Source organism: Oryzifoliimicrobium ureilyticum (assembly GCF_037199735.1).
Classification (GTDB): Bacteria; Pseudomonadota; Alphaproteobacteria; order Rhizobiales; family Rhizobiaceae; genus Rhizobium; species Rhizobium ureilyticus.
This window is the reverse complement of record NZ_JBBBVQ010000013.1, coordinates 64,772-88,961: the sequence shown is the minus strand read 5'-3', so window position 1 is coordinate 88,961 and position 24,190 is coordinate 64,772. Positions and strand designations below refer to the sequence as shown.

At 57.0% G+C, this 24,190-nt stretch carries 23 protein-coding genes; 9 read left to right on the top strand and 14 right to left on the bottom strand.

Annotated features, from left to right (window positions below):
• Positions 1-35: 35 nt before the first annotated feature.
• The 3 genes from VQ830_RS17825 to VQ830_RS17815 are packed head-to-tail and all read right to left on the bottom strand — an operon-like array spanning position 36 to position 3,309.
• Positions 36-1,154 carry an iron-containing alcohol dehydrogenase gene (locus VQ830_RS17825; RefSeq protein ID WP_438618153.1) on the bottom strand — a complete coding sequence of 373 codons (1,119 nt, stop codon included), beginning with the start codon at positions 1,152-1,154 and terminating at the stop codon, positions 36-38.
• 5 nt (positions 1,155-1,159) lie between these two features.
• Positions 1,160-2,116, bottom strand: coding sequence for a 4-hydroxythreonine-4-phosphate dehydrogenase PdxA (gene pdxA / locus VQ830_RS17820; protein ID WP_337269496.1), 957 nt, complete (start codon positions 2,114-2,116; stop codon positions 1,160-1,162).
• A complete protein-coding gene (locus VQ830_RS17815; protein ID WP_337269495.1) occupies positions 2,113-3,309 on the bottom strand; it encodes a sialidase family protein in 1,197 nt (398 codons plus the stop codon). The genes pdxA and VQ830_RS17815 overlap by 4 nt, the downstream gene beginning before the upstream one ends.
• A gap of 334 nt (positions 3,310-3,643) precedes the next feature.
• On the opposite strand from VQ830_RS17815, the gene VQ830_RS17810 reads away from it, so the two are divergent.
• From VQ830_RS17810 to VQ830_RS17785, 6 genes are all read left to right on the top strand, one after another.
• Positions 3,644-5,152 (top strand): ABC transporter substrate-binding protein, encoded by a 1,509-nt coding sequence (locus VQ830_RS17810; protein WP_337269494.1) that lies wholly within the window; start codon positions 3,644-3,646, stop codon positions 5,150-5,152.
• A gap of 59 nt (positions 5,153-5,211) precedes the next feature.
• Positions 5,212-6,126, top strand: coding sequence for an ABC transporter permease (locus VQ830_RS17805; RefSeq protein ID WP_337269493.1), 915 nt, complete (start codon positions 5,212-5,214; stop codon positions 6,124-6,126).
• Between the two features lie 10 nt (positions 6,127-6,136).
• Positions 6,137-7,060 carry an ABC transporter permease gene (locus VQ830_RS17800; protein WP_337269492.1) on the top strand — a complete coding sequence of 308 codons (924 nt, stop codon included), beginning with the start codon at positions 6,137-6,139 and terminating at the stop codon, positions 7,058-7,060.
• Positions 7,053-8,672: an ABC transporter ATP-binding protein gene (locus VQ830_RS17795; RefSeq protein ID WP_337269491.1), complete on the top strand. Its 1,620-nt coding sequence runs from the start codon at positions 7,053-7,055 to the stop codon at positions 8,670-8,672. Before VQ830_RS17800 ends, VQ830_RS17795 begins: the two co-directional genes overlap by 8 nt.
• Positions 8,673-8,703: 31 nt before the next feature.
• Entirely contained in the window at positions 8,704-9,585 is an 882-nt protein-coding gene (locus VQ830_RS17790) for a dihydrodipicolinate synthase family protein (RefSeq protein ID WP_337269490.1), read from the top strand.
• A gap of 369 nt (positions 9,586-9,954) precedes the next feature.
• The gene (locus tag VQ830_RS17785; protein WP_337269489.1) at positions 9,955-10,335 is read left to right on the top strand and encodes a response regulator; all 381 of its coding nucleotides are present in this window, start codon (positions 9,955-9,957) and stop codon (positions 10,333-10,335) included.
• Here the strand turns inward: VQ830_RS17785 and VQ830_RS17780 are convergent.
• From VQ830_RS17780 to VQ830_RS17770, 3 genes are all read right to left on the bottom strand, one after another.
• Complete coding sequence (locus tag VQ830_RS17780; protein ID WP_337269488.1) at positions 10,332-10,574, bottom strand: hypothetical protein; 243 nt, start codon at positions 10,572-10,574, stop codon at positions 10,332-10,334. The two genes, VQ830_RS17785 and VQ830_RS17780, sit on opposite strands and share 4 nt — an antisense overlap.
• Before the next feature lie 244 nt (positions 10,575-10,818).
• The gene (locus VQ830_RS17775) at positions 10,819-11,610 is read right to left on the bottom strand and encodes an SDR family NAD(P)-dependent oxidoreductase (RefSeq protein ID WP_337269487.1); all 792 of its coding nucleotides are present in this window, start codon (positions 11,608-11,610) and stop codon (positions 10,819-10,821) included.
• A 262-nt stretch (positions 11,611-11,872) separates the two neighbouring features.
• Positions 11,873-12,739: an NmrA family NAD(P)-binding protein gene (locus VQ830_RS17770; protein WP_337269486.1), complete on the bottom strand. Its 867-nt coding sequence runs from the start codon at positions 12,737-12,739 to the stop codon at positions 11,873-11,875.
• A 118-nt stretch (positions 12,740-12,857) separates the two neighbouring features.
• Here VQ830_RS17770 and VQ830_RS17765 point away from each other — a divergent pair, with 118 nt between their 5' ends.
• On the top strand, positions 12,858-13,763 hold the full coding sequence (locus VQ830_RS17765; protein ID WP_337269485.1) for a LysR family transcriptional regulator: 906 nt from the start codon (positions 12,858-12,860) through the stop codon (positions 13,761-13,763).
• A 375-nt stretch (positions 13,764-14,138) separates the two neighbouring features.
• Here the strand turns inward: VQ830_RS17765 and VQ830_RS17760 are convergent, their stop codons facing one another.
• Positions 14,139-14,831 (bottom strand): type 1 glutamine amidotransferase domain-containing protein, encoded by a 693-nt coding sequence (locus VQ830_RS17760; protein WP_337269484.1) that lies wholly within the window; start codon positions 14,829-14,831, stop codon positions 14,139-14,141.
• A 113-nt stretch (positions 14,832-14,944) separates the two neighbouring features.
• Between VQ830_RS17760 and VQ830_RS17755 the strand changes: the two genes are divergently transcribed.
• The gene (locus VQ830_RS17755) at positions 14,945-15,871 is read left to right on the top strand and encodes a LysR family transcriptional regulator (protein WP_337269483.1); all 927 of its coding nucleotides are present in this window, start codon (positions 14,945-14,947) and stop codon (positions 15,869-15,871) included.
• A gap of 3 nt (positions 15,872-15,874) precedes the next feature.
• Here the strand turns inward: VQ830_RS17755 and VQ830_RS17750 are convergent, their stop codons facing one another.
• Complete coding sequence (locus tag VQ830_RS17750) at positions 15,875-17,290, bottom strand: amidase (RefSeq protein WP_337269482.1); 1,416 nt, start codon at positions 17,288-17,290, stop codon at positions 15,875-15,877.
• A gap of 104 nt (positions 17,291-17,394) precedes the next feature.
• On the opposite strand from VQ830_RS17750, the gene VQ830_RS17745 reads away from it, so the two are divergent.
• The gene (locus VQ830_RS17745) at positions 17,395-17,958 is read left to right on the top strand and encodes a TetR/AcrR family transcriptional regulator (protein WP_337269481.1); all 564 of its coding nucleotides are present in this window, start codon (positions 17,395-17,397) and stop codon (positions 17,956-17,958) included.
• 117 nt (positions 17,959-18,075) lie between these two features.
• On the opposite strand, the gene VQ830_RS17740 is transcribed toward VQ830_RS17745, so the two are convergent.
• The 6 genes from VQ830_RS17740 to VQ830_RS17715 all read right to left on the bottom strand — a co-directional run bounded on the left by VQ830_RS17740 (position 18,076) and on the right by VQ830_RS17715 (position 24,103).
• Positions 18,076-18,801 (bottom strand): SDR family oxidoreductase, encoded by a 726-nt coding sequence (locus VQ830_RS17740; RefSeq protein WP_337269480.1) that lies wholly within the window; start codon positions 18,799-18,801, stop codon positions 18,076-18,078.
• 87 nt (positions 18,802-18,888) lie between these two features.
• Positions 18,889-19,620: an SDR family oxidoreductase gene (locus VQ830_RS17735; protein WP_337269479.1), complete on the bottom strand. Its 732-nt coding sequence runs from the start codon at positions 19,618-19,620 to the stop codon at positions 18,889-18,891.
• A gap of 33 nt (positions 19,621-19,653) precedes the next feature.
• Positions 19,654-20,640 (bottom strand): ABC transporter permease, encoded by a 987-nt coding sequence (locus VQ830_RS17730; protein WP_337269478.1) that lies wholly within the window; start codon positions 20,638-20,640, stop codon positions 19,654-19,656.
• Positions 20,630-22,132, bottom strand: coding sequence for a sugar ABC transporter ATP-binding protein (locus VQ830_RS17725; RefSeq protein WP_337269477.1), 1,503 nt, complete (start codon positions 22,130-22,132; stop codon positions 20,630-20,632). Before VQ830_RS17725 ends, VQ830_RS17730 begins: the two co-directional genes overlap by 11 nt.
• 66 nt (positions 22,133-22,198) lie before the next feature.
• Complete coding sequence (locus VQ830_RS17720; protein WP_337269476.1) at positions 22,199-23,110, bottom strand: ABC transporter substrate-binding protein; 912 nt, start codon at positions 23,108-23,110, stop codon at positions 22,199-22,201.
• Between the two features lie 108 nt (positions 23,111-23,218).
• A complete protein-coding gene (locus VQ830_RS17715; RefSeq protein ID WP_337269475.1) occupies positions 23,219-24,103 on the bottom strand; it encodes an AraC family transcriptional regulator in 885 nt (294 codons plus the stop codon).
• Positions 24,104-24,190 lie beyond the last annotated feature (87 nt).

The window sequence follows — 24,190 nt, the reverse complement described above, 5'->3', positions numbered from 1 at the left end:
ATCAGTCGCGACAGAAGCTTATGTCTGCAATGGCCTCAGTACGCTGCCCGATAGATTCCAAGGACATCGTCGACGCTCATGTCGATTGGATTGTTATCCATCAGCCTACGTATGGCGTGAGCGTCGGCCGCATAGCGGGAAAGATCCGCTTCTTGTGCACCATGCGCAGAAAGAGCCATCTCCACGCCGAGCTCGAGGCAAAAGCCCTTGGCGACATCACTCACCGCTTTGGAGGAATCGGCCTGCGCTGCTCCAAGTGCCTTTGCTACTTCTGCTGTTTTTTCCGGCACTGCAGGCTGGTTGAAGGCTAGGACATGAGGGAAGATGACCGCATTTGCCAGCCCATGCGGCATGTGAAGCCGCGTTCCTAGCGGATAAGCAATGGCATGACCGGCAGCCGTGTTAACCGGCCCAAGGCAGATCCCCCCATAGTAGGAGGCAAGCATGAGCCCCTCGCGAGCCTCGGTATCTGCTCCATCCCGAACGGCCCGCGCCAGAAATTTTCCCACCAGCCGAAACCCTATCCGTGCGAAATCATCGATCATCGGGTGGGCGCGCTTGTTCGTGTAGGCTTCGACGCAATGCGCCATAGCATCTATTCCAGTGGCTGCAGTCACGGCCGGCGGCACGGAGTAGGTAAGTTCCGGATCAAGGATCGCCATGTCTGCGATGAGATGCGGGCTTTCGACCGCAATTTTGGCACCCTTCTCTGGATCCGTGATCAATGATCTGATCCCGGCCTCCGATCCTGTGCCTGCGGTGGTTGCGATCTGAACCAGCCGCGCTTTGCGTCCCCCGATGCGATTTGGTCCAGCTACATCTGATAGGCTCTGATTCCGGTCCCAAAGGGCGGCAACCAGCTTCGCCACATCCATCACAGATCCGCCGCCGAGCCCAACGACCAGATCCGGCTTTGCATGACGGGCTGCTTCTAGGGCTGCTTCGAGTGTCACGGTGTCCGGTTCGCCGGGAATGGCATCAAACAGGTTGACCCGACCTGAAAGCTGCAGGCGATCTACAAAGGTCGCGGTAATCGGCGTTGCAAGAACCAATACGGATTTTGCCTCCCCCGCCCACGCTCCAACTTGCGCGACCGTGCCCGCGCCGACCGTCAGGCGGCGTGGTTGATGGATGGTAATGGGTGCAAAGGCCATAGCTGTCATCCCTGCTGTGTTTGCCCGGCGACGAGCTTGCGCGCATAGGCGATGGCCGAGTTCATGTTGACGTGATTGGCAATGCCTTTGCCGGCGATGTCAAAAGCTGTCCCATGATCGACCGATGTTCGGTCGATCGGCAGGTTGACGGAGACGTTAACCGCGGTGTCGAAAGCCACCAGCTTAATCGGGATATGTCCCTGATCATGATATTGTGCAACGACCAGATCGAAGGCGCCGCTATAAGCTCGGTGGAAAACCGTATCTGCAGAGATCGGCCCCTGTACGTCAATCCCTTCCGCCCTTGCGGCGGCAACGGCCGGTGCGATCTGATCGTCATCTTCCGTGCCGAAAAGACCGTTCTCGCCGCAATGAGGATTAATACCAGCCACGGCGATCCGCGGCTTAACATATCCCACGCGCTTGAGGTGGCTGTTGCCCGCCCGGATTGTCGCCAGCACCCGCTCGGTCGTGGACCGGCGGATCGCCTCCTGAAGGGAGACATGCGTAGAGACATGGATCACCTTCAAACGCTCTGAAGCCAGGAGCATATAGGCTGCAGATGAACCGGTTAAGCTCCGGAGCATCCCCGTGTGGCCGTCATAATGATGACCGGCCATGTTCAGCGCTTCCTTGTTGATGGGCGCGGTAACGATGCAGCCGATGTAGCCTGCCTGCGCGTCCCGCACTGCCTTTTCGATGAAGCGGAATGCGGCGTCGCCTGATCCGGCCGAAAGCGTTCCCCAGGCAAGCGGCGCTCCCTCGACCGGCAGATCCACAACGAAAGGTTCAAGGTCGATATTGATCTTTAAGGCCTGCCGCGCCTCCTCAAGGGTCGCAAGGTTGCCGTAAATGCGGGTTGCCCGTCGATCGGCGGCCCCCATATCTGCGAGTGCGCGAACCGTAATTTCAGGGCCAACGCCGCAGGGATCGCCCATGGTAATGCCGATGGTTGTCCTCATCGATAGTTCCTTTCCGCAGCATCTGCCCAGCCGGGCGCCAGCCGTATATATTTGATCGCGCGCCTGTAATAGGTATAGGCTATGTGGAGATGACCGTCGGGATCTTCTAATACCCAGGGATAGGACATCTCCTTGTTGCGCCCGTCAGTCGAGTCATTGGAAAGGCAGCTTCCTGGGCCGTCCTCGATGAGGATGCGGATGGGAAAGTTCTTGCCGCCGTCTTCCGACAAGCAGACGCTGACCGGCGATCGCGCGACGCCCCAGACGGGAAGGCAGCCGCCCGTGGGATCCGCATCGGGACGGGTGTCGTCCTCGCCGAGTTCGTCGTAAAGCGACACGCGTCGGTCCGGGGACCGATCCGCATTGACTGGATTGCAAATGACGGCAATGCGCCCGTCAGCCAGAGTGATCGCGGCAAGTGATGAATTGTTGTTTGGTAAATCCGTTGCCTCTGGGACGCTCCAGCTCCGCCCTCCATCGGAACTCTCTGTTCTGAAAACAAAGTCTGCCTGGCGTCGCCGGAAAAACGCCGCCTTCCGGCTGCTGCCGATGTCAACGGGGCTCATATGGACACAGCCGGTCGTCTGCGGGAGCTCCTCCAACTGCCAGCTCTGTCCTCCATCTTCTGACGAGGCAACGGCCGCATAATCATGACTGCCGTTCCACTTCTGGCCGGGCCGTTGCAGGCATCGAAAGATGGGCAACATGAGTGCGCCATCCTCGCGCACCCATAAAGGCGCACGCACGAAGCAGCCGCGGGGCAGATCCAGATAGCGTTCTTCGCCCGTTGTAAGGACATTTAAATCGGCCCTGTCACGAAGAACCTCCGCCATACGGATGCGGCACTCATCCTGATTTCCCGAAGGCTGCGAAGTATGAAATAGCCAAAGGCGGCCGTCAGGCGCTGTGAAGAGAACCGGGTTCTGTTCGGAATGGCTTGGATCATGGCTTAATCTTTGGGCTGGCGCCCAAGCGCGGGAACCCGGCACGAGAACCGAAGCAAAGATCGAAATATCGGACTTGCCCTCAAGCGTGCCCCCAAACCAGGCACAGATGATACTGCCATCAGAGAGCCAATGGAGGAAGCTTGCATGATTCTGGACCATCGGCGATGGCAAGAACGCTTCCAGTCGTCCTTCTCTTGCACCGCGCACGGCACCCGTCATCGCCCGGCCTATCTCATCAGGTGTCATCGCATGTCTCCTCTCGACCCAAGGATCAACAGAAAGATAAAGTTGTCAAGTTTGTAGATAAAGAAATTCGGCAAATTTAGTAGAGGAGTATATGCTAAACTATTGGATAAAAAGATAAAATATTTACGGGATATTTTAGAATGAGCTCGGAGTGCAAATTAATTTGACAAACTCGAAGGAAAGTTCGATGGTCTGTGTACCTTACTTGAGCTGTTGCGGGCGCCGATGAGTGCTTGTGGACCGCCTGATGAGAAAGGTCTGCGGAACGATCAGCGATGGAGACCTTGTTCGCGAGGGAGCGTGGCGAGAATTGTCTCACTGGGAGGAGGATACGATGAAAAAGAATGTAATGATGGGTGCAATTCTGGCCGCCGCACTTGTGGGCAGCATCTCGCCCGCTGCGGCAGGATCAGGACCAATCAAGATCGTCCTTGCGGAAGAGGCCGACCTTCTTGAGCCTTGCATGGCAACCCGATCGAATATTGGTCGGGTGATCATGGAGAATGTCAGTGAGACATTGACCGAGCTTGATGTGCGCGGCAAGAAGGGTGTCATGCCGCGTCTGGCTGAGAAATGGGAGCAGACGCCCGACGGCAGCTGGCGCTTTCATCTTCGCCACGGCGTAACTTTCTCGAACGGAACGACTTTCGACGCCAAGGATGTGAAGCACAGCTTTGAACGCATCATGAGCGACAAGAACGCCTGCGAATCCCGGCGCTACTTTGGCGGCATGAAGATCTCCACCAGTATCGTCGACGACTACACGATCGACTTCAAGGTTGAGCCCGCGCAACCGATCCTGCCTCTTCTTCTGTCTCTGGTGACCATCGTTCCGGAAGAAACGCCCATGGAATTCATTCGTGAACCGATCGGCACGGGCCCCTATAAGCTCACCAACTGGACGCCGGGTCAGCAGATCGTTCTGAACGCCCGAAGCGACTATTGGGGCGCCAAGCCACAAGTGACCGAGGCAACCTACCTGTTTCGAGCCGATCCAGCAGTTCGGGCAGCAATGGTGCAGACCGGCGAGGCTGATCTGTCCCCTTCGATCTCACAGCTGGATGCCACCAATCCCAAGACGGATTTCTCCTATCTTGATAGCGAAACGACCTATCTGCGCATCGACCACAACATTGCACCGCTGAATGATGTGCGGGTCCGTCGCGCACTTAATCTTGCGATCGATCGCCAGGCTTTCATCGGTTCTCTGGTCCCCGATGGAGCGCTTCTTGCGACAGCGCTCGTGCCGCCAACAACGCTTGGCTGGAATCCGAACGTCAAGGTCTTCCCCTATGATCCCGAGGGCGCCAAAAAGCTTTTGGCAGAAGCCAAAGCCGATGGTGTTCCGGTTGATACGCCCATCACCATTATCGCGCGCACCGCCAATTTCCCGAACGTTACCGAGATTATGGAAGCCATCCAGGCTCAGCTCCAGGACGTTGGGTTCAAGGTGGATCTCAAGTTCGTAGAGGTTGCTGAGCACGAGGGCTATTACTCGAAGCCCTTCAAGGAAGGACGTGGCCCTATTCTGGTTGCTGCTTCGCATGACAACTCGAAGGGTGATCCATCCTTCACCATGTTCTTCAAATATGCGACCAAAGGCACTCAGTCCGGTTTTTCCGATCCTAAGGTGGATGATCTGATCCAGCGGGCTACGGCGGCCGTCGGCGATGAGCGCGCTAAGCTCTGGTCGGAACTGATTGCCTATCTGCATGACGACAAGGTCGCCGACGTGCTCCTCTTCCATATGGTTGGCTTTGCCCGCGTTTCGGAACGGCTGGACTTCAAACCGACGATCGCCACCAATTCCATGCTGCAGTTATCCGAGATCGGTATCAAATAGAGGTAGGAGCCGCGGGGAGAGCGGCGGATGATCCGCCGCTCCTACGACATGAGGATGCTATGCTCAGTTTCATTCGCAAACGCTCGCTTTCCAGTCTGATCTCTCTGATCGGGCTGGTCGTGCTTGTCTTCTTTTTATCCAGACTGACGGGCGATCCTGCGGCTTTGTTTCTTCCTGTAGAGGCATCCGCTGAGATGAAGCAGCAGTTCCGCGAACTGCACGGTCTGAATGACCCTCTGTTTGTGCAGTTTGTTCATTATGTCGGCAATGTGCTGACAGGAGATCTGGGCGAATCCCTTCGCAAGGCGCGCCCGGCTCTCGATGTCGTGCTGGAGGCGTTCGTATGGACGCTCTGGCTTGCGGCCATCACCATGACGCTGGTTGCTATTGCCTCCATCGTCGTTGGCTCTCTTGCCGCATTCCGCTCGGGCGGCTTCTTCGACAGGTTTTCCTCCATGATCTCGCTGGTCGGCGCATCAGTGCCCGATTTCTGGCTCGCTATCGTCGCGATCGTGATATTTTCGATCCAGCTCGTCTGGCTTCCGACCTCGGGCACCGGTTCCGTCCTGCACTGGATCCTACCGATCGCTGTCCTCTTCGTGCGACCCTTCGGAATCATCGTTCAGGTCGTGCGTGGATCGATGATCAGCGCGTTGTCGTCCGCCTATGTCAAAACCGCGCGCGCCAAGGGGGTGAAGGCTGGCCCGATCATTTTTGTGCACGCCCTGCGCAACGCCATGCTACCTGTGATCACAGTGATGGGCGATCAGGCCGCGAGCCTGCTCAACGGCGCTGTTGTAGTGGAGACTATCTTCGGCTTTCCCGGCGTGGGCAAGCTAATGATCGATTCCATTCTGCAACGCGATTTTAATGTGGTGCTGGCGGCAATTCTTGTCACGGCAATCGCCATCTTCCTGATGAACGTCTTGATCGACCTGGCCTACGCTCTGCTCGATCCGCGGATCCGGCACTGAGGAGGAGAATATGAGTCTATCAGGCACAGATATGCTGATCGCCTCCGAGCCGCCAATCTGGAAAAGAATCTTCGGCATGCTGTGGGCGGACAAGTTCGCTTTCGTGGCGGCACTCTTACTCATTCTTGTTATAATACTTGCCCTCGTAGGTCCCGAATGGCTGGGGGAGCTCGCGGGCAAGCAAAATCTGCGCGGGCGAAATCTTGCACCTTTCGACTTGCAGCGAGAATGGGTTTACTGGCTGGGAGCCGATGCGCTCGGTCGCCCGCTGCTGGCACGCATGATCGTCGCATCACAGAACACTTTGCTGGTCGCTGCTGGAGCTGTCCTCCTGTCGTCGGTGATCGGAACCTTTCTCGGCTTGGTCGCCGGCTTTTCTGGCCCGCGCACAAGCCAAATCATCATGCGGCTTGCCGATGTGATCATGTCTTTCCCGTCGCTTTTGATTGCAGTGATCGTCCTTTATCTGCTCGGCTCATCGATCCTCAACTTGATCGCCGTTCTCGCCATTACCCGTATCCCCGTCTATCTGCGCACGACACGGGCGGAGGTGCTGGAGATAAGGGAGCGAATGTTCGTGCAGGCCGCAAGGGTGATGGGCGCTTCGAGCCGGCGTATCCTGTTCCGTCATATCCTTCCCGTCGTTATTCCGACGCTCACGACGCTGGCCACGCTCGACTTTGCTTACGTCATGCTGGCCGAGAGCGCATTGTCATTCCTAGGCATCGGTATCCAGCCTCCCGAGATTACCTGGGGCCTGATGATATCGCAGGGACGTCAGTATCTCACTAATGCCTGGTGGCTGTCCTTCTGGCCGGGGCTCGCCATTATCTTGACCACCCTGTCACTGAATCTTCTGTCGAACTGGATGCGGATCGCGCTTGACCCGGTCCAGCGTTGGCGGCTTGAAATGAAAGGCCGCAAGAATGGCTGATCATCTGTTGGACGTGCGTCATCTGTCGGTCGACTTTTTCACGGCGGCCGGTAAGGTGCATGCAGTTCGTGACATCTCTTATCACATCGATCGGGGCGAGACACTCGCAATCCTTGGCGAGAGCGGGTCAGGCAAGTCCGTATCCTCGTCGGCCGTGATGAACCTGATCGACATGCCGCCGGGCAGAATTAGTTCCGGCGAGATCCTGCTCGACGGTAAAGATCTCTTGACAATGCCGGCAAACGAGCGCCGCGGGGTGAACGGCCGTCGGATCGCAATGATCTTCCAAGATCCGCTCAGCCATCTCAATCCGGTCTACACAGTCGGCTGGCAGATCCGTGAGGCAATGACGACACATGACATGGATGCCGCCAAGGCTGAGGCAGAGGCGTTACGGCTGCTTGGTCGAGTGGGTCTTCCAGATCCCGCGCATGCCATGAAGAAATATCCACATGAGTTTTCCGGCGGCCAGCGCCAACGCGTGATGATCGCCATGGCTCTTGCGCTGCGCCCGGACCTCTTGATTGCTGACGAGCCGACGACCGCACTCGATGTGACGGTTCAGGCTGAGGTCCTCGCACTGCTGAAGGAGCTACAGCGCGAAACCGGTATGGCGGTTCTCATCATCACCCATGACCTTGGCGTTGTGGCAGAGATCGCCGATCGGGTTGTGGTTATGGAAAAAGGTGTGCTCGTCGAGCAGGGCACGGTGCGTGACGTCTATAAGAACCCGACGCATCCTTACACCAAGAAGCTCATTGCTGCTGCACCCGGCAAGGGAAAGATGCACCTTCCAGCCGGAAAGGTCGATCCGCTTCTGGTCGTGAGGGATGTACGCAAGCGCTTTGGCGCCTTTGATGCGCTGAAAGGAATTTCCTTCGACCTTGCGGCTGGTGAAACACTGGCCATCGTTGGGGAAAGCGGTTCCGGCAAATCGACGCTTGCGCGCATGCTGATGCGGCTGGATGAGCCCGACGCCGGGACGGCTCACTGGAGGGGAAGGGACCTTTTCCAACTGTCGCCTGCAGAACTCTTTAAGCTACGCCGCGAACTGCAGATGGTTTTTCAGGATCCAACGCAGTCGCTCAATCCGCGAATGACGGTGTTCCAGTTGATTTCGGAAGCTTGGGCGATCCATCCGGATATCCTGCCGAAGGCGAAATGGAGGGAAAGGGTGGCAGAACTTCTTGTTCAGGTCGGGCTGACGCCTGAGCATATGCCACGTTATCCGCACCAGTTCTCAGGTGGGCAGCGCCAGCGCATCGCGATCGCGCGCGCCCTGGCGCTTGAGCCGCGACTGATCGTCTGCGACGAGGCCGTTTCGGCGCTTGACGTTTCTGTTCAGGCGCAGGTCATCGCGCTTCTCGACAAGTTACGTCGGGAAATGGGAATCGCCTTTATCTTCATCGCGCACGACCTGCCTGTCGTCCGTGACTTCGCCGACTATGTGATGGTCATGCGACACGGTGAGGTGGTCGAAATGGGCCCCGTACGTCAGGTCTTCGATGCGCCGCGTGAGACCTATACACGGGCGTTGTTCGCGGCCAGCCTGGATCCGGATCCGGATGTCCAGGCCGCCCATCGGGCCGCTCAGATCGATCGAGCCTCTTAAGGCCCATCACTTTCTTGACTGGAGTCTCCTTATGTCAAAGTCCGCTTTTGTCGCGCTCGTGACCTGCTTCAACGAAGACGAGACGATTAATTTCGAAGCAACGCGCGCCCAGGTTCGGCGACAGGTCGCTGCTGGCAACAACATTATGTGCGCCGGTACCAATGGCGACTTTACAGCGCTGACGTTCGAGGAAAAAATCAAATTGACCGAGGAAGTCGTCGATGAGGTGGGCGGACGCGCGCGGGTGATCGTGAACGCAGGAATGCCAGCCACATTCGAGACGATCAAGCTTGCACGCGAATTCGACCGCATTGGTGTGGATGGAATTGCCGTAATCACCCCATTCTTCATCGCCTGTACCCAAGACGGTCTCATCCGTCACTTCAGTGCGATCGCCGATGCGGTTGGAACGCCGATTTACCTCTACGATATTCCCGCACGGACCCAAAACCATATCGAGCCACAGACCGCTGACAGGCTCGCCAAGCACGGGAACATTGCCGGGATCAAGGATTCAGGAGGTGCGCAGCAGACGCTCGAAGCCTATTTACAAGTTTCGAAGGGTAATCCAGGCTTTGAGGTCTATTCCGGGCCCGATCACCTTGTTCTATGGGCGCTGGGAAACGGCGCCGCCGGCTGCATCTCTGGGCTTGGTAATGCCATGCCGGACGTACTTGCTGGCATTTTGAGCGCTTTCAACGCCGGCAATTTGGCTGAAGCGGAACGCCAGCAAGCACTGTTTAGCGCATTCCGAAGAGATCTCTATGCCCTGGGCTTTGCGCCGGCCATGGTGAAACGGTCGCTCTACCTCCAGGATCCGTCCGTAGGGGCGAGCCGTCAGCCGGCCCTTCTGCCGAATAAAGAACAAGACGAGGCAATTCGTTTATTGCTTCACAAGCACGCGATTGCCTGAAACTCTCAAGATCATATCCAACTCAGCGTTTGATCTAAACAGACACGCTCAGCCGCAGATGAACGGCGGCTCTTGAAGCCGATGATCTATAGATTCATCGGGCTAGATGTCGTCAATAAAGATCGGCCAAGGGCCTTCTACGGACATGGTGGTGCCCGATGGAAATGGGTAAGACGGACCGGACTTAAGCGGACTACGAACAAATGGGACGCTTTTGACCCTTACCGACACGCCATTTCAATTTGCTGACGGATAGAATGATAGCCTTCGTTCGCATTTTATTAAATATGTTGGCAAATACTGCACGGTGAGGGGCGATCTAAATCTGGACAAGCGAGTTGATCTCGTAGCCACGAAGCGGAGAATGCCATGTATCAGCGTACGGTTCTCATCGTCGAAGACGAATATTTGATCAGGATGGTGCTTGCAGACACACTTGCCGAAGAAGGCTATGATGTCGTCGAGGCAACAAACGTACTCGAAGCGGTTGCCATTCTCGGACAGCGCAAGGTGGACGCAGTCGTCACGGATGTTGATATGCCTGGAGGCCTGAGCGGTCTTGATCTCGCAAGGATGATCTCATCCACTCATATGAATGTACCCGTCATCATTGCCTCGGGAAGACATCAACTTAGTAATAGCGAGCTGCCGGGCGATGCCATCTTCGTTCAGAAGCCGTATGGCGTCGATGTCATCGCCGCGATGGTAGGAGAAATCACCGAACGCGGCGCCAGCCGAATGATCGCCTAAGCGAAATCTCCGATTTTGCCGGACTGGAAGACGACTTCCGGTTCGCCTTCTTCACCGACCACTGGATTGCCCTCGCGCTTCCATGCGACGACGCCCGCGTACTGGTCGGCCAGGCTTCGAGCTTCCTCGATCGCGGCCTGCTGGCTCGCGGCGATGCGTGGTTTGAAGGATCTTACAGGGTAATTTCTGTCGTCAAGGTCGAAAGCGACTAGATAGACGGTGCTGAACGTTCCGGGCATTTTAAAGTCTCCTTATGCCGTGGAAACGTCTTCAGGGCCGCGCGGTTCAAGGAATGGTCGCTGTTTGTTTCGTCTTTGGTTTGATGGCGGTAATCAATGGACAGATCAGGCTACAAAAGGTTGGGTAACATCGACCGCATAGCGAGAAACCAGCCGGAATGTCGAAGAGCAGCATCTTGTGGTTGGAACGTGATTTGAGGAAAGCCTCCATATGGCGCAGAGGCTTTCCCGCTGATCCACAAGCTCAAAGCGTGTCGATGAGGCCGCCATCGACCCGCATCGCGGCGCCCGTGGTTGCCGATGCAAGCGGCGACGCCAGATAAGTGACGATGTTTGCGATCTCGTCGACACTGGCAGCCCGTTGGATGAGAGAGCCACCCCGGTGCTGTTTGACGAAGTCCGCGGCAACCTCCTCGATAGATTTTCCAGACTTTTCACGCGCCTCGGTAAGCATCGCCGCGACGCCCTCCGACAAAGTGGGACCAGGAAGAACCGAGTTGACGGTGACCCCTGTCCCGGCCATGCGCTTGGCAAGCCCGCGTGCGACGGCGATGTCCGCGGTCTTACTAACGCCGTAGTGGATCATCTCGACTGGAATGTTAAAGCCAGATTCCGATGCAATAAAGATGACGCGTCCCCATTTTCTCTTCTCCATGCCGGGAAGATAGGCGCGAGAAAGCCTCACAGCCGACATGACATTTACCTGCCAGTGACGATCCCAAACGTCGTCCGGGGTATCGAAGAAGTCACCCGGCTGGAAGATCCCGGCATTGTTGATGAGGATGTCGACATGAGGCACCTTCGTTACCAGTGCCGCACAACCTTCGGACGTGGCAAGATCGGCCGCCACCGCCTCGACGTTGCCCCTGGCGCCTTCGCTCTTCAGCCGCGCGGCGGCCTTTGCGGTTTTGTCCTCAGACCTGCCATTGACGATGACGTCGGCACCAGCGCCGGCGAGCTGGCCGGCTATTGCATAGCCAATGCCCTCCGTCGAGCCTGTCACCAAGGCCTTTTTGCCCGTGAGGTCAATCTGCATGTTGTGCTCCCTTGAAAAGTGTGACGTCGATAAAGCTAGCTCAAACCGCCGTCGGTACAGAGCTGACTGCCAACAATATAGGTTGCCGCATTGGATTCGAAGAAGACCAGCGTCCTGTTGACTTTCTTGACGTTCACGAAGTTGCCGAATGTATCGAGTCCTAGCCGTGTTTGACCATCCTAGAGCCCTCCTTGCGCTTTGGGGCGATAGCATCCAGCGATTGTGATGTGCAACGGGCCGCGATGACGTCGATGCCGTGGCCTTACTGTCCATGGCATTCCATCAATGCGCGAATTGCCGTTTCGAAAGTGGTTTTTCCCTTGCGCTGCTCGGCTTTGCTGCCTTCAAATTCAATCCAGCCTTCGTTGAAGCCGTCGAGCATACGCATCCGCGGGCTGGGGTTCTGCATGCCCTGACTGCGAAACAAGTTCTCCCAGCCACCTCGTTCGATCGCTTCGGCATGCACGGGCCGGCCGAGCACGGTGGAAAAAGCTTCGGCCATCTGCAGTGGCGTGATCCGGGAAGGACCTTCCAATTCGATGATGCGCTTGCCGGTCCAATTTTCTTCCAGCATCTCAGCCGCGACGGCGCCGACGTCAAGAACGCTGACCATTGGAACGGGTTTATCAAGCGGCTGCAGAAAGCTTGGCATGACGCCGTTGCTCGCTAGGGCAATGTCCCATGCCGAATTTTCCATGAACCAACTCGCCCGGAGAAAGCCGATGGGCACCGGAAGCTCGAACAGTGCTTGCTCAACGAGGCCAAGTTGTGTGAGCAGATTTTCTTCCTTTGCTTGAGCACCGATCGTGGAGAGACAGACGATCTTCTTCGGTGCAACCTTCAGCAAAGCCGTTTTCAACGCTTCAATAATCATCTTTACCTGTGGAAAGCCTGGAGCGGGATCGAAAACCGGCGGAATTAAGAGGAAAATTGCTTCAGCTCCCGTGAAGGATGCGGCAAGCGCTGCGGCATCCGTCATGTCTGCCGTTGCAATCTCCGCACCGCGTTCGCGCCAGCTCGTTGCTTTTTGCACATCGCGCATGATGGCACGAACAGGCAATCCACGCTCCAATAATTTGGCTCCGACGACAGCGCCAACCTGGCCTGTTATTCCGGTGACAGCAAACATGTCCTAACTCCTTTTGACGGCGGCTTGTGCCGCGTAGGCCACAAGATGCAGGGAATCGGTCTTTGACTGAACTGCGCTGTTGTCAGATACTCCGTGACATAAAATCAGGAATGAGACGATGTTCGACGGGCGATTGCTGAACGGAGTGAGCGTACTGGCGGCTGTTGTGCAAAGCGGCAGTTTTGCCCGTGCGGCTGAAGCGTTGGGGTTGACGGCGTCGGGCGTCAGCCGGGCGGTGGCACGGCTTGAGAGCCGGATCGGTGTGCGCCTTCTCGATCGGACAACCCGGTCATTGCGCCTCACCGATGAGGGCGCTCGTTTCTACGAGCAGGTGGTTCCGCTTCTTGGCGGCATCGAGGAAGCGGCCGCCTTTGTCGTCGGAACGACACAGGCAGTGCGGGGTCGATTGCGGATTAATGTCGATCCCTATTTCTCTCGTCTGATCCTTGCGCCGAAGCTTGGCATTTTTCTCGATCGCTATCCTGATCTGCAGATCGAGGTCGTTGCCCGCAACGAAATCGGCGATCTCGTCGCCGATGGCATGGATGTGGCGGTCCGTTTCGGAGAACTTCCGGGAAAGAGCGCGCTGATTGCCCGACAGCTATTTCGCACGCGGATTATCACCGTTGCTGCGCCCTCCTATCTTGCGAAACATGGCGCGCCGCAGCTGCCGCAGGATCTTGCCCACCATACCTGCATTCAATATCAAGACCCGTTAACCAGCCGGCCGTTCGAATGGGAGCTGCGGCGCGGCAAGAAGGTGGTGCCGATCGAGACGCAGGGCCGCATCCTCGTCAATGACGCCGGGACGACGCTCGCGACGTGTCTGGCTGGGATCGGAATAGCGCAGGTCTTGTCGCTCGGCATGAAGCCATTTCTCGACAGCGGGCAGCTGGTCGAGCTCTATCCAGATTGGCCGGATGAAACCTTCCCGCTCTATTGCTTTCAACCTTCCCGCCACCATGTGCCGGCTAAGGTGCGCGCCTTCATCGATTTCTGTATCGAAATGATCGACGAGATTTAGCGAGCGATTGAGGATCTTGCTTCAAGTGACTGAATGGAAAGTCGCCGGAGCTGCATTTCAGGGCTTTCTGGTGGAACAGGGCCACAGCACCTTTATCCGGCCTCCGAACTCGGCGTCTGGCGAAATTGATATCCAAGCGGCTTTTGGCACCTTCGCATCGTAAGGAGAGAGCAGGAACCTAAGAGATGCAATAGACGTCACAAGGGAAGAGGTATGACAGCAATGGTAGCTTGCTTCTAGGGCGCAAAACGATCACTGCTTCAAGTCGACCACCTCCAGCGCGTAAAGACCGCCCGGGCAACTTAGAAGCAAAGCGCGTGCATCAATGGGGCGGGGTAGGTGTCGGCAAGCGCCGACATCCCACCTTTATCACATTCAGGCAGCTTTTGGGCTTTGCAGGGCGCTGATGAGAATGCGCGCTGTCTCGATGGAGGAGCCGGGATTTTGCCCGGTTATTAGGTGGCCATCCTGAACGGCATAAGACGACCAGTCGGGACCGCTCGAGTAGATGCCACCATTTTGCTTCAGAACATCCTCAACAAGGAAAGGCACGATATTCGTTAGGCCGACACCGTCTTCTTCGGTGTTCTTGAAACCGGTAACCTTCTTGCCGTGAACAAGTGGCGTACCATCTGCGGCTTTGACGTGGCGAAGCACGCCAGGAGCATGGCAGACGAAAGCGACCGGCTTTCCGGAGCGGTAGAGGGATTCGATGAGCGTAATCGAATCCTTGTCTTCAGCTAGGTCCCAGAGCGGGCCATGGCCGCCCGGGTAGAAAACCGCGTCGTAATCTTGCGGTGAAATAGAGGCAAGCGGCAACGTCGAGGCGAGCACCGCTTGTGCGGCCGGATCTGCATTAAAGCGGCGAGTTTGCTCGGTCTGAAAGTTGGGCTCGTCGCTCTTTGGGTCCAGCGGCGGCTGACCACCCTTTGGTGATGAAACGGTGACGGTCGCGCCTGCCTCGAGAAAGGCGTAGTAGGGAGCGGCGAATTCTTCCAGCCAAAAGCCGGTCTTGCGGCCAGTGTCGCCAAGTTCGTCATGCGAGGTAAGAACCATCAAGATATTCATTGTCTCGATCCTTTCGATCTGTCCGGTTTTGGATGAGCCCATACTGCCTTGGAATGGATCATTCGGAAAATTTATCTTATTGATTTAAGATATACCGTCAGCAATATAACTTGATGAAGTACGATCTGAACCTACTGCCTGTCTTTGTCACCATGATGGACGAGCGCAACGTCACACGCGCTGCTGAACGGCTTGGTATGACGCAGCCGGCTCTGTCCAATGCGCTCAATCGCCTTCGGGACACACTCAAGGATCCGCTCTTCATCCGTGAGCGATACGGAATGAAGCCGACTCTGATGGCTGAGGATCTCGCACCGACCATACGCGCCGCACTCTCCGCCCTTGACGAAGCGATCGGTGGCCAACAGGAATTTGATCCGGGACAAGCGACGCGACAGTTCACGATCGCTCCCAACAGCTATGTCGAATTCGCCTTGATGCCAGAGATCGTCTCCCGGCTGCGCGATATCGCACCGGGAGTACGGCTGCGATTAATCCCGTTCGGAAATGATCTGGTTGAGACTGGCGCCGTTTCAGGCGCAACCGAGATGGTGCTGGGCAGGATTGTCGATCCGCCCGACAACATGGTTGTGCAGCATCTGATGGATGACAGTCTCGCTTGCGTGGTACGGAAGGATCATCCGGATGTGAAGGATAAGCTGACCCAGGAGCTGTACGAGGGGCTGAGGCACGTCAACGTGCTGCCGCCTGGAAGGATCCGCACGGGACTGTTCCAAGCGCTCCAGCAGCGTGGGCTAAAACGCGAAGTAGCCGTATCGGTGACGCACTTCCTCGCGGTTCCAGAGATGGTCGCCGTCAGCGACTATTGTGCGACCCTGCCAAGCCTGATCTGTCAGAGGTTGGCGCGCGATGAAAGGCTGAAGGTGCTGCCGGCGCCCGTCGATCTCGGGACTTTTCCTGTCGAGCTCGCCTGGCATGTCCGCTATCGCAGTGACCCCGCGCATAGGTGGCTACGGTCTTTGATCGCAGACGTGGCGAAGGATCATGGCCTACCTGTTGCAGAAGGCCATGCCGGGTAGATGTCAGGATGAGAGCTCGGGATGCAAGTCGCGTGTCGGGCTGACGCTTTCCAGCAGGGAAGCGACGTGCAGGATGGTTGATTCAGCTTGCCATTTTCCGACGATCTGGACGTTGATCGGCAATCCTTCCTGACTGGTGCCGAACCGCATAGAGATGCCGGGCAGGCCTGTAACGTTCAATGGCACGGTCGCACCCTGCAGGTAGGTCGCGTCCACCCTTTGACCGTCGATGACAAATTCGTTCACGCCGTGCTTATGTGCAGCGATGGGCAGAACTTGTGTGATGAGTGCATCATATCGGGAGAAATAATCAGCATAGCCGTCCCGAAGGCGCTCGGCGGCCTGTTCTGCGTCGACGTAGTCCGCCATCGAAGTGTCGGGCAGCGAAAGCATCGTCTTTGCCATCTTGTAAATTTCGTCGTCCTGATGTCCGGCGACTGTCTCACGGAAAGCCGGCTTCATCTCCATAACGTGGAGACGGTTGAAGACGTCGAGGGCAAAGTCCTTTTCTAAGGCGGGGATGCCGACATGCTCCACCGAAAGTCCGACATCCCTAAGAGCATCTGCCGCCGCCTTAACTGTTGCGGCGACCTGCGGATCGACCGGTCCGAAGCCGGGTCCGACCATCCAGCCGATGCGGAGCTGTCGGTATGGCTGACGGCCAATCCCGTTGTCGTAAGGAACGGAGCTTGATGCAAATGCGTCTTGCCCGTCCGGTCCCGCCATCTGCGAAAAGGCGAGGGCTATGTCACGCACGGAGCGTGCCATTGGTCCAACATGCCAGAAACGACGCGGTGTGCGCGGCCAGATGCCTGTCATCGGTACCCGGCCGTGGGTTGCCTTCATCGAAGTGATACCGGTCTGCGCTGCGGGACCGCGGACCGAAATGGCAAGATCGGTTCCAAGGCCAAGAGGTGACATCCCCGCGGCGATCGCCGCTGACTCGCCTCCGCTCGATCCGCCGGGCGTACGCTCGAGATCCCAAGGATTGTTGGAGCGCCCGGTAAGGAGGTTGTCGCTCTCGATCCAGTAAGAAAATTCCGGGAGGTTGGTTTTGGCGAGCAGAATGCCGCCAGCCTTTTTCATGCGTGAGACGCTCGTTGCGTCTCGGTCCGGTTTTCGCCCTTTGAAGATGGGCGACCCACGTTGAGTGAGCACACCCTTGGTATCAATCGAATCCTTAACTGTGAACGGCACGCCATGAAGCGGCCCCAGGTCTTCACCTGCCATAACAGCCGCCTCCGCCTGCCGAGCAGCGTCCAGCGCATTCTCGGAGATCGTGACGATCGCGTTGATTTGCGGATCGACGGCCTCGATGCGCTCAAGGTGGGCCTGCATGATTTCGACAGGGGAGACCTCTTTCGTGCGGACGAGTTCAGCAAGCGTAGTCGCATCTGAGTAGATCAATTCGTTGATCATTGGTTCTCTCTAACTAACAGTTGGTAGGTTAGCTTGAATTAGAGCTTTACAAGGCGAACGTCAATCCCTATCTAACAATTGTTAGTTTTGCGGAGAGGCATGGCATGAACGGAAGTGGACGGGAGGCTATTCTGGCGGCGGGACGGCTGAGCGCGCAGGCGCATGGCTATGGCGGCCTCAACATGCGTGAACTTGCCGCCGCGGTCGGTATCAAGGCCGCCAGTATCTATCATCACTTTCCAAGTAAAGCCGATCTCGCCGCCGCCATCGCCGCCCGATACTGGCAGGATACAAAGGCTTGGCTAGAAGAGGTTGCTGAAAAGAATGGCGATCCAAGGGCTAGTCTGCGAACCTATCCGGAGACATTCCGCATGTCGCTGGAAAATGGCAACCGCCTATGCCTTGGGAGTTTCCTAGGGGCTGAATACGATGATCTTCCCGAACCTGTCCGCAAAGAGGTGCAGACCTTTGCCGACGTCAATGTCGATTGGCTTGCACAGCGGCTTATCGATGCCGGCATTACCGATGAGAAAAACAGCGAGGCACGGGCGCGGGCGATCTTCGCCGCCGTCGCAGGAGCTCAACTTCTTGCCCGCAGCCGTTCTGACATTTCGCTCTTCGATACGATGATCGAGAGCTATCGGGGTTCGGGTCTTCTACCTGATTGATCATGGTGAACTCGACTTCGTCCTATGACAGCAAGCAGACATGAAACGTCTGTGTTGGACATCGCAAAGGATGTCTGCTGGCAAAGGCGCGATCTTGATCGCTTGCTTCGGCGGGCGTCAGGTCGCGAGAAATCCGCCGTCAACGCTTAAAACCGTGCCAGTTACCATTTGTGCATCCGATGACAACAAGATAGCGATCGTCCGCGCCACATCGTCAACTTCGGCAAAACGGCCGATCGGATGACGCACCATCATTGGCTCCGACTTTTCGGGATCACTCCAAGCTCTCAGCGCGAGCTCCGTCAGGGTAATGGTCGGTGCTACTGCGTTGACCCTGATGCCGAAGGGGCCGAACTCCTTGGCCAAGACGCGCGTCGCCCCCTCAAGGCCAGCCTTTGAGGCGGCATAGCACAGATGATCCGGAAAGCCTCGATGGCCAGCAATCGATGTGATGTTGACGATTGCTCCGCCTCCGCCAGCGGCCACACGGGCTCGACCGAACTCCTGGCAGGTGATCAAAGCTGCGCGCAGATTGATCCCCATGACAGCCTCATATCCCGCCTCGCTCATATCAAAGCTGGATTCAAGAACATTGATGCCGGCACTATTGATGAGGAAATCGGCAGTGCCAGCTTGCCGCATTGCGGCACGCGTAGCGGCAGTATCGGCAAGATCGACAGCGATCGAGCGGCCGCCGACCTCAGCGCGTAGACTCTCTAGGTCTGAAGAGGTTCGGCTGAGCGCAATGACTTCGGCACCGCGTTCAGCCATCACCTTTGCACATGCGCGGCCAATCCCTTTGCCAGCGCCGGTTATGATGACGGTTTTGCCGGTGAATTGCATTTTGTCTTCTCCCTTAAGATTCAATGTGAAGACCTGGAGTTATCCTAGGCGGTGCCTTCGCTGCGCAAGACACCGCTCGAGATTTTCTTAAACGCGATCGAAATTGGTTGGCAGCACCAGCATGTCACGGATCGTGACGGTGCGCTTGCGGGTCAACATGTATTCAATCGCGTCGGCAATCTCTTCCGGATCGATAAGGCTGCCGGATTCCTTTGCCTTGCGCAGATTCTCTTCCGGCCAGTCTGCGAGCAGTGCAGAAACGACAGGGCCTGGCGACACCTGCGAAACGCGCACGCCATGCGGGATCATCTGTCGACGCATGGTTTGAACGAAGCAGGTGATAGCCCATTTCGAGGATGCATAGACTGGCTCCCAATAGGTCGGGAAATGTCCTGCGATCGAGCAGGTGACGACGATATCGCCGGTTTTGCGTGCGGTCATGTGTGGCACCACGGCATGGACGTTCTTCATCACTGCGTTAACGTTGAGGTTCAGCATCTTGTCGATGGCCTCGCTCGTGGTCTCGGTCAGGTCGCCGCCGATATAGGTTCCTGCGTTACAATAAAGAATATCGATGTGGTCGACCTTCTTGAGGATTTCCGGGATCATCGCGGCACAGCTCTCAGCATCGAGCAAGTTGGTGACCTGCGCGATCGCCTTGTCCCCAAACTCGGCAACGAGTTCGCTGAGCTTTGCCTCGTTCCAGTCGACCATGACGACAGTGACGCCGAGGGAGAGGAGTTTTTGCGTAGTGGCTAGGCCAATACCGGAGGCGGCGCCCGTGATGACGGCAATCTTGCCCGCAAGCGATTCAGACATTTTGTTCTCCTGTGGTTTGTCTAGGATTGAGGTTCAGCGCCATTCGCGGGCGATGTAGATAGCAAGAAGGATGATGAAGCCGCGGATGATGTCCTGCAGGTAGGGATTGATCCCCATCAGGTTCAGGCCATTGCTGAGGATACCGAGCAGCACAGCCCCGATAAGCGTTCCGATAATCAGGCCGCGGCCGCCGGCTATCGCCGTTCCGCCAAGAACAACGGCCGCAATCGCGTCGAGCTCGAACCCGACGCCGGCATTCGGTTGACCGGACATCAGACGGCCAGTGAGGATGATGGTTGCAAGGCCCGATGTGACGCCGGAGATGGTATAGACTGCGATCTTGATCCTTGCGGTCTTCACGCCCGACAATTTTGCAGCCAGCTCGTTTCCGCCGATTGCGTAGACGTGGCGACCAAAGGGCGTTCTTTGCAGGATGACCCAAGCAATGGCGTAGATGATGACCATGATGATGACGGGCACCGGAATGATGCCGACCCGTCCGACGCCGAACCATGAAATCCACGATGGCAGGCCCGAGATAGGATAGCCGCCGGAATAGATGAGGCCAATCCCGCGAGCAATGCCCATCGTTGCGAGCGTCACGATGATCGACGGCATTTTTCCCCATGCAACCATCAGGCCGTTGAAGAGCCCGAGTCCGAAGCCGATACCGACCCCTGCCAAAAGCCCGACCCAACCGGGCATGCCAAGATGCACCATCACGCCGGCTGCCATTGTACCTGCCAGCGCCATGACCGCGCCGACGGATAGATCGATTCCTCCCGTTAGGATGACAAACGTCATGCCGACGGCAAGAACCGCGACAACGGAAACCTGCCGCAGGACATTAAGAATGTTCGAAACGGAGAAGAAGCTGTCCGATGCGAAGCCCATCAATATCGAGACGACCACAAGGCCCGCGAGCGGCAGGGCGAGCGGTGAGTGGATTACAGACTTCCACAGAACGGCGCCGGCATTTTTCGTTCCGCTGACGGGCTCAGCAACCGCATCATGCGACATTTTTATTCCTCCCGGTTGTTGCATGCATCATGATCTCTTCCGAATTGATCGCAGCACCTTCAACAGTCGCAACGATGCCGCCTGAGCGGAAGACGCAAACGCGGTCCGACATGCCGATCACTTCAGGCAGCTCCGATGAGATCATAATGATGGAATAGCCCCGCGCGGTGAACTCGCGCATCAGCTGGTAGATTTCGGCTTTGGCGCCGACATCGATACCGCGGGTCGGTTCGTCGAAGATCAGGACCTTCATATTGTGGTTTAGCCAGCGAGCAATGACGACCTTCTGCTGGTTTCCACCGGAAAGAGTATCGACACGGGCCATCGGCCCCTGCGCCTTTACCTGCACCTGCTTCATCGCCGAAACCGTGTCTTCCAGTTCCTTGGTGCGGTTGATGAAGAAGTGGCCGAAAAGATACTTGCCGTAGTTATTGATCGATACGTTCTGCAAGATGGAAAAGCTGGTGATCAACCCTTGTTCCTTGCGGCTCTCCGGTAAGAGGCCAATGCCCGCCATCAAAGCCTCAGCGGGATCCGCAAAACGGGTCTCGACGCCATTCAGCAAAAGTTTGCAGCGCGCCGCCGCGTAGGCGCCTATCATGGCCAGCGCGGTTTCGGTGCGGCCGGAGCCGACAAGCCCGGCAAAACCGAGGATCTCACCCTGCCGAAGTTGAAAGCTGGAGATTGGGCCATTTCTTCTGAGCTGGACGGCTTGCACATCGAGGACGACATGCGCATCCGGGGGGATGGCAGGCTTGGCTGGAAAGCTGCTCTCGATCCGGCGTCCGACCATCATCTCGACCAGTCGATCCTGATCGACCTCGCTAATGGGGCAGGAGGCGACGAACTCTCCGTCGCGCAGAACCGTGATGCGGTCGCAGATCTCAAAGATCTCATCCAGGTGATGAGAAATGAAAATGATGGCGACGCCCTGCTCGCGCAGACCGCGCATGACCTTGAAGAGATGTTCGACTTCCGCCGGCGTCAGCGTTGCGGTCGGCTCATCCAAAACTAGGATGCGCGCGTTAAGCGCCAATGCCTTGGCGATCTCGACAAATTGCTGTTCCGCCACCGACAGCGAACGGATCGGTACGTCGAGTGGAATGGCGATGCCAAGCTGCTGCATGATTTCGGCCGCGCGCTTGCGCATAGCGGCACGCTTCAAAAGGCCGACGGAGTTGCGGATTTCCCGCGCGAGAAACATGTTTTCGACTGCAGTCAGATAGGGAATGAGCGAGAATTCCTGGAAAACCACGCCGATGCCGTGGTCAATTGCATCGTTGTAATCGGTGAATTTATGCATCTTGCCTTCAAGGCGGATCTCTCCCTCGCTGGGCTGGAGGATCCCGCAGAGAATTTTTGTCAGCGTTGATTTGCCGGCGCCGTTCTCACCGAGAAGCGCATGGATCTCACCACTACGGACCGAAAGATCGACGCCGTGCAGAACCTCAATCCTGCCGAAGCTCTTCTTGATGCCACTGAGTTCCAGCATTGCGCGTGCCCCGCATTCGAAATGGATGGATCGTCCCCGCCACTGTGGCGGGGACGGGAACGGCGCCTACCAGCTGAAGCCGGAAGCATTTTCCTTGGTGACGGGCTTCACGTCGATCGGCACTTCTTTGGGCACGACCCGAGCGCCCCACTTTTGCGCAAGCGCCATAGCAAGACCGACGCGGACTTGGTCGCGCGGGAACTGAGCCGTTGTCTCGATGAAAGGACCGCCGTCGGCGATTGCCTTGACCGCTTCGGGAGCACCGTCGACCGAGGTCAGCTTGATATCCTTGCCCGACCCTTGGATCGCGGCGAGCGCACCCATTGCACCGCCGTCGTTGACGGAGAAGATGCCTTTGAGATTCGGATGTGACTGGATGAGATTTTCAACAACGCCGAGAGCAACTGACCGGTCCTGTCGGCCGTTCTGCGTATCGACGAGCTTGATGCCACTGAATTCAGCCAGTGCCTGCTTGCAGCCTTCGACGCGTTGCAGGATCGGAACGACGGCAATTCCGTCGAGGATCGCAACTTCGCCCTGACCGTTCAGGGACTTTGCGAGATATTGGCAGGACTGGTAGCCAGCATCCTTGTTCTTCGAGCCGACGAAGGTGTCGACAGGACCGCTCGCATTGGCATCTACGGCAACAACGATGACACCCTGTGCCTTGGCTTCGTTCACGGCAGCCTCGACACCGGCCGAATCCGTCGGATTAAGCAGCAAGATGTCGATCTTCTTTTGCAGCATGTCCTCGACGTCGGAAATCTGCTTGGCAACGTCATGACCGGCATCGGTCACGATGACCTCGGCGCCGATGCTCTTTGCGGCTTCGTTGAGCGCTTCTTGCATGGATACGAAATAGGGGTTGTTCAGCTCCTGGAATGTCATGCCGATCTTCAGCTTGGCCTGCTGGGCCATCACAGGCGCCGTGCTCAGCATCAGGGCCGCGATCGACAGTGCTGTCAACGTCTTCTTCATTTCAGTCTTCCTCCCGAGGATGACGACAGGTAAAGCCTGTCCGGTTCCGGGCGGCACCATGCCCCCGAATGACGACGCCCTTTGTGGGCAATAACGTGTGCTGACTTGCTATTCCGCCGCCTGCAGCTCCTCATTGGCAGCAAAGGTTGCGCGGAATTGCGAAGGCGACATTCCTTTTTGCTTCAGGAAGTGTCTGTTGAAGTTCGATACGTTCGAAAAGCCGATCTCATAGCAGACTTCGGCAACCTTAACCTCAGGTTGCGTCAGGAGCATCATGCAGGCAAGATCGACCCGCAGCTGGTTCTTATAGCGAACCAGTGTCGTCCCGGTGTGCCGCTTGAAAGCCCTTGAAAATGAACTCGGGCTCTGGCCCACGAGATCGGCAAGCTCCCGCTCGTCGACGTCATCGGTCAGATGTTCACGCAGGTATGCTATGGCGCGATTAACTCCTACGTCGTTGATGTGGGAAAGATCGAGTTCGTAGCTGAGGCTTGCCAGAACTTCAGGCTCCGGCGCACGCACGAGAACGTCGAGTATCTCGCAGAAGATCGCAAGTCGGACCAGTCCGTGTGCATCGATCAGACGCTCCATCAAAGGCCTGAGCTGAGCGCCGGTTTCATGATCGAACAAGAGGCCTCTGCGACTGCGCTCGAGGAGTGGCGAGACGGCCAGCATTTCAGGCATTCCAGCGATGCAATCCTGAATGAATTTTTCTGGAAACTGGATAACAAGACCCCGCGTGGGAACGACCTCGCCTGGACCGATCTCGGAGATCCAGTTCTGCGGAAGATTTGGTCCTGTCATGATCAGTTGACCCGGCTCGAAGCGCCCGACGTGATCGCCGATGTAGAACCTGCCCGTTGTAGCCACAACGAGGTGAATTTCAAATTCCGGATGATAGTGCCACCGAACCGTGCGGAACGGATAACCATGCTTCCACGCAGCAAAGGACTCCCCTTTGCGGATGTGCACCAGTTCCAAATCGGGTTGCATTGTTGCTCCTCACCAAAACATCAGCCGCCGCTTGGCGAATTCTGCAAACCTCCAACTTTGCAGATCTGATGTTGTCCAAGACGATAG

What these genes read in the sequence shown, in the direction of transcription:
- VQ830_RS17815 (WP_337269495.1), bottom strand. Translation starts at nt 3,309, where the DNA reads ATGACACCTGATGAGATAGGCCGGGCGATGACGGGTGCCGTGCGCGGT.
- VQ830_RS17715 (WP_337269475.1), bottom strand. Translation starts at nt 24,103, where the DNA reads ATGCAACCCGATTTGGAACTGGTGCACATCCGCAAAGGGGAGTCCTTT.
- VQ830_RS17755 (WP_337269483.1), top strand. Translation starts at nt 14,945, where the DNA reads ATGAAGTACGATCTGAACCTACTGCCTGTCTTTGTCACCATGATGGAC.
- VQ830_RS17800 (WP_337269492.1), top strand. Translation starts at nt 6,137, where the DNA reads ATGAGTCTATCAGGCACAGATATGCTGATCGCCTCCGAGCCGCCAATC.
- VQ830_RS17770 (WP_337269486.1), bottom strand. Translation starts at nt 12,739, where the DNA reads ATGTTTGCTGTCACCGGAATAACAGGCCAGGTTGGCGCTGTCGTCGGA.
- VQ830_RS17825 (WP_438618153.1), bottom strand. Translation starts at nt 1,154, where the DNA reads ATGGCCTTTGCACCCATTACCATCCATCAACCACGCCGCCTGACGGTC.
- VQ830_RS17720 (WP_337269476.1), bottom strand. Translation starts at nt 23,110, where the DNA reads ATGAAGAAGACGTTGACAGCACTGTCGATCGCGGCCCTGATGCTGAGC.
- VQ830_RS17790 (WP_337269490.1), top strand. Translation starts at nt 8,704, where the DNA reads ATGTCAAAGTCCGCTTTTGTCGCGCTCGTGACCTGCTTCAACGAAGAC.
- VQ830_RS17730 (WP_337269478.1), bottom strand. Translation starts at nt 20,640, where the DNA reads ATGTCGCATGATGCGGTTGCTGAGCCCGTCAGCGGAACGAAAAATGCC.
- VQ830_RS17750 (WP_337269482.1), bottom strand. Translation starts at nt 17,290, where the DNA reads ATGATCAACGAATTGATCTACTCAGATGCGACTACGCTTGCTGAACTC.
- VQ830_RS17805 (WP_337269493.1), top strand. Translation starts at nt 5,212, where the DNA reads ATGCTCAGTTTCATTCGCAAACGCTCGCTTTCCAGTCTGATCTCTCTG.
- VQ830_RS17810 (WP_337269494.1), top strand. Translation starts at nt 3,644, where the DNA reads ATGAAAAAGAATGTAATGATGGGTGCAATTCTGGCCGCCGCACTTGTG.
- VQ830_RS17775 (WP_337269487.1), bottom strand. Translation starts at nt 11,610, where the DNA reads ATGCAGATTGACCTCACGGGCAAAAAGGCCTTGGTGACAGGCTCGACG.
- VQ830_RS17765 (WP_337269485.1), top strand. Translation starts at nt 12,858, where the DNA reads ATGTTCGACGGGCGATTGCTGAACGGAGTGAGCGTACTGGCGGCTGTT.
- VQ830_RS17740 (WP_337269480.1), bottom strand. Translation starts at nt 18,801, where the DNA reads ATGCAATTCACCGGCAAAACCGTCATCATAACCGGCGCTGGCAAAGGG.
- pdxA (WP_337269496.1), bottom strand. Translation starts at nt 2,116, where the DNA reads ATGAGGACAACCATCGGCATTACCATGGGCGATCCCTGCGGCGTTGGC.
- VQ830_RS17785 (WP_337269489.1), top strand. Translation starts at nt 9,955, where the DNA reads ATGTATCAGCGTACGGTTCTCATCGTCGAAGACGAATATTTGATCAGG.
- VQ830_RS17795 (WP_337269491.1), top strand. Translation starts at nt 7,053, where the DNA reads ATGGCTGATCATCTGTTGGACGTGCGTCATCTGTCGGTCGACTTTTTC.
- VQ830_RS17735 (WP_337269479.1), bottom strand. Translation starts at nt 19,620, where the DNA reads ATGTCTGAATCGCTTGCGGGCAAGATTGCCGTCATCACGGGCGCCGCC.
- VQ830_RS17725 (WP_337269477.1), bottom strand. Translation starts at nt 22,132, where the DNA reads ATGCTGGAACTCAGTGGCATCAAGAAGAGCTTCGGCAGGATTGAGGTT.
- VQ830_RS17780 (WP_337269488.1), bottom strand. Translation starts at nt 10,574, where the DNA reads ATGCCCGGAACGTTCAGCACCGTCTATCTAGTCGCTTTCGACCTTGAC.
- VQ830_RS17745 (WP_337269481.1), top strand. Translation starts at nt 17,395, where the DNA reads ATGAACGGAAGTGGACGGGAGGCTATTCTGGCGGCGGGACGGCTGAGC.
- VQ830_RS17760 (WP_337269484.1), bottom strand. Translation starts at nt 14,831, where the DNA reads ATGAATATCTTGATGGTTCTTACCTCGCATGACGAACTTGGCGACACT.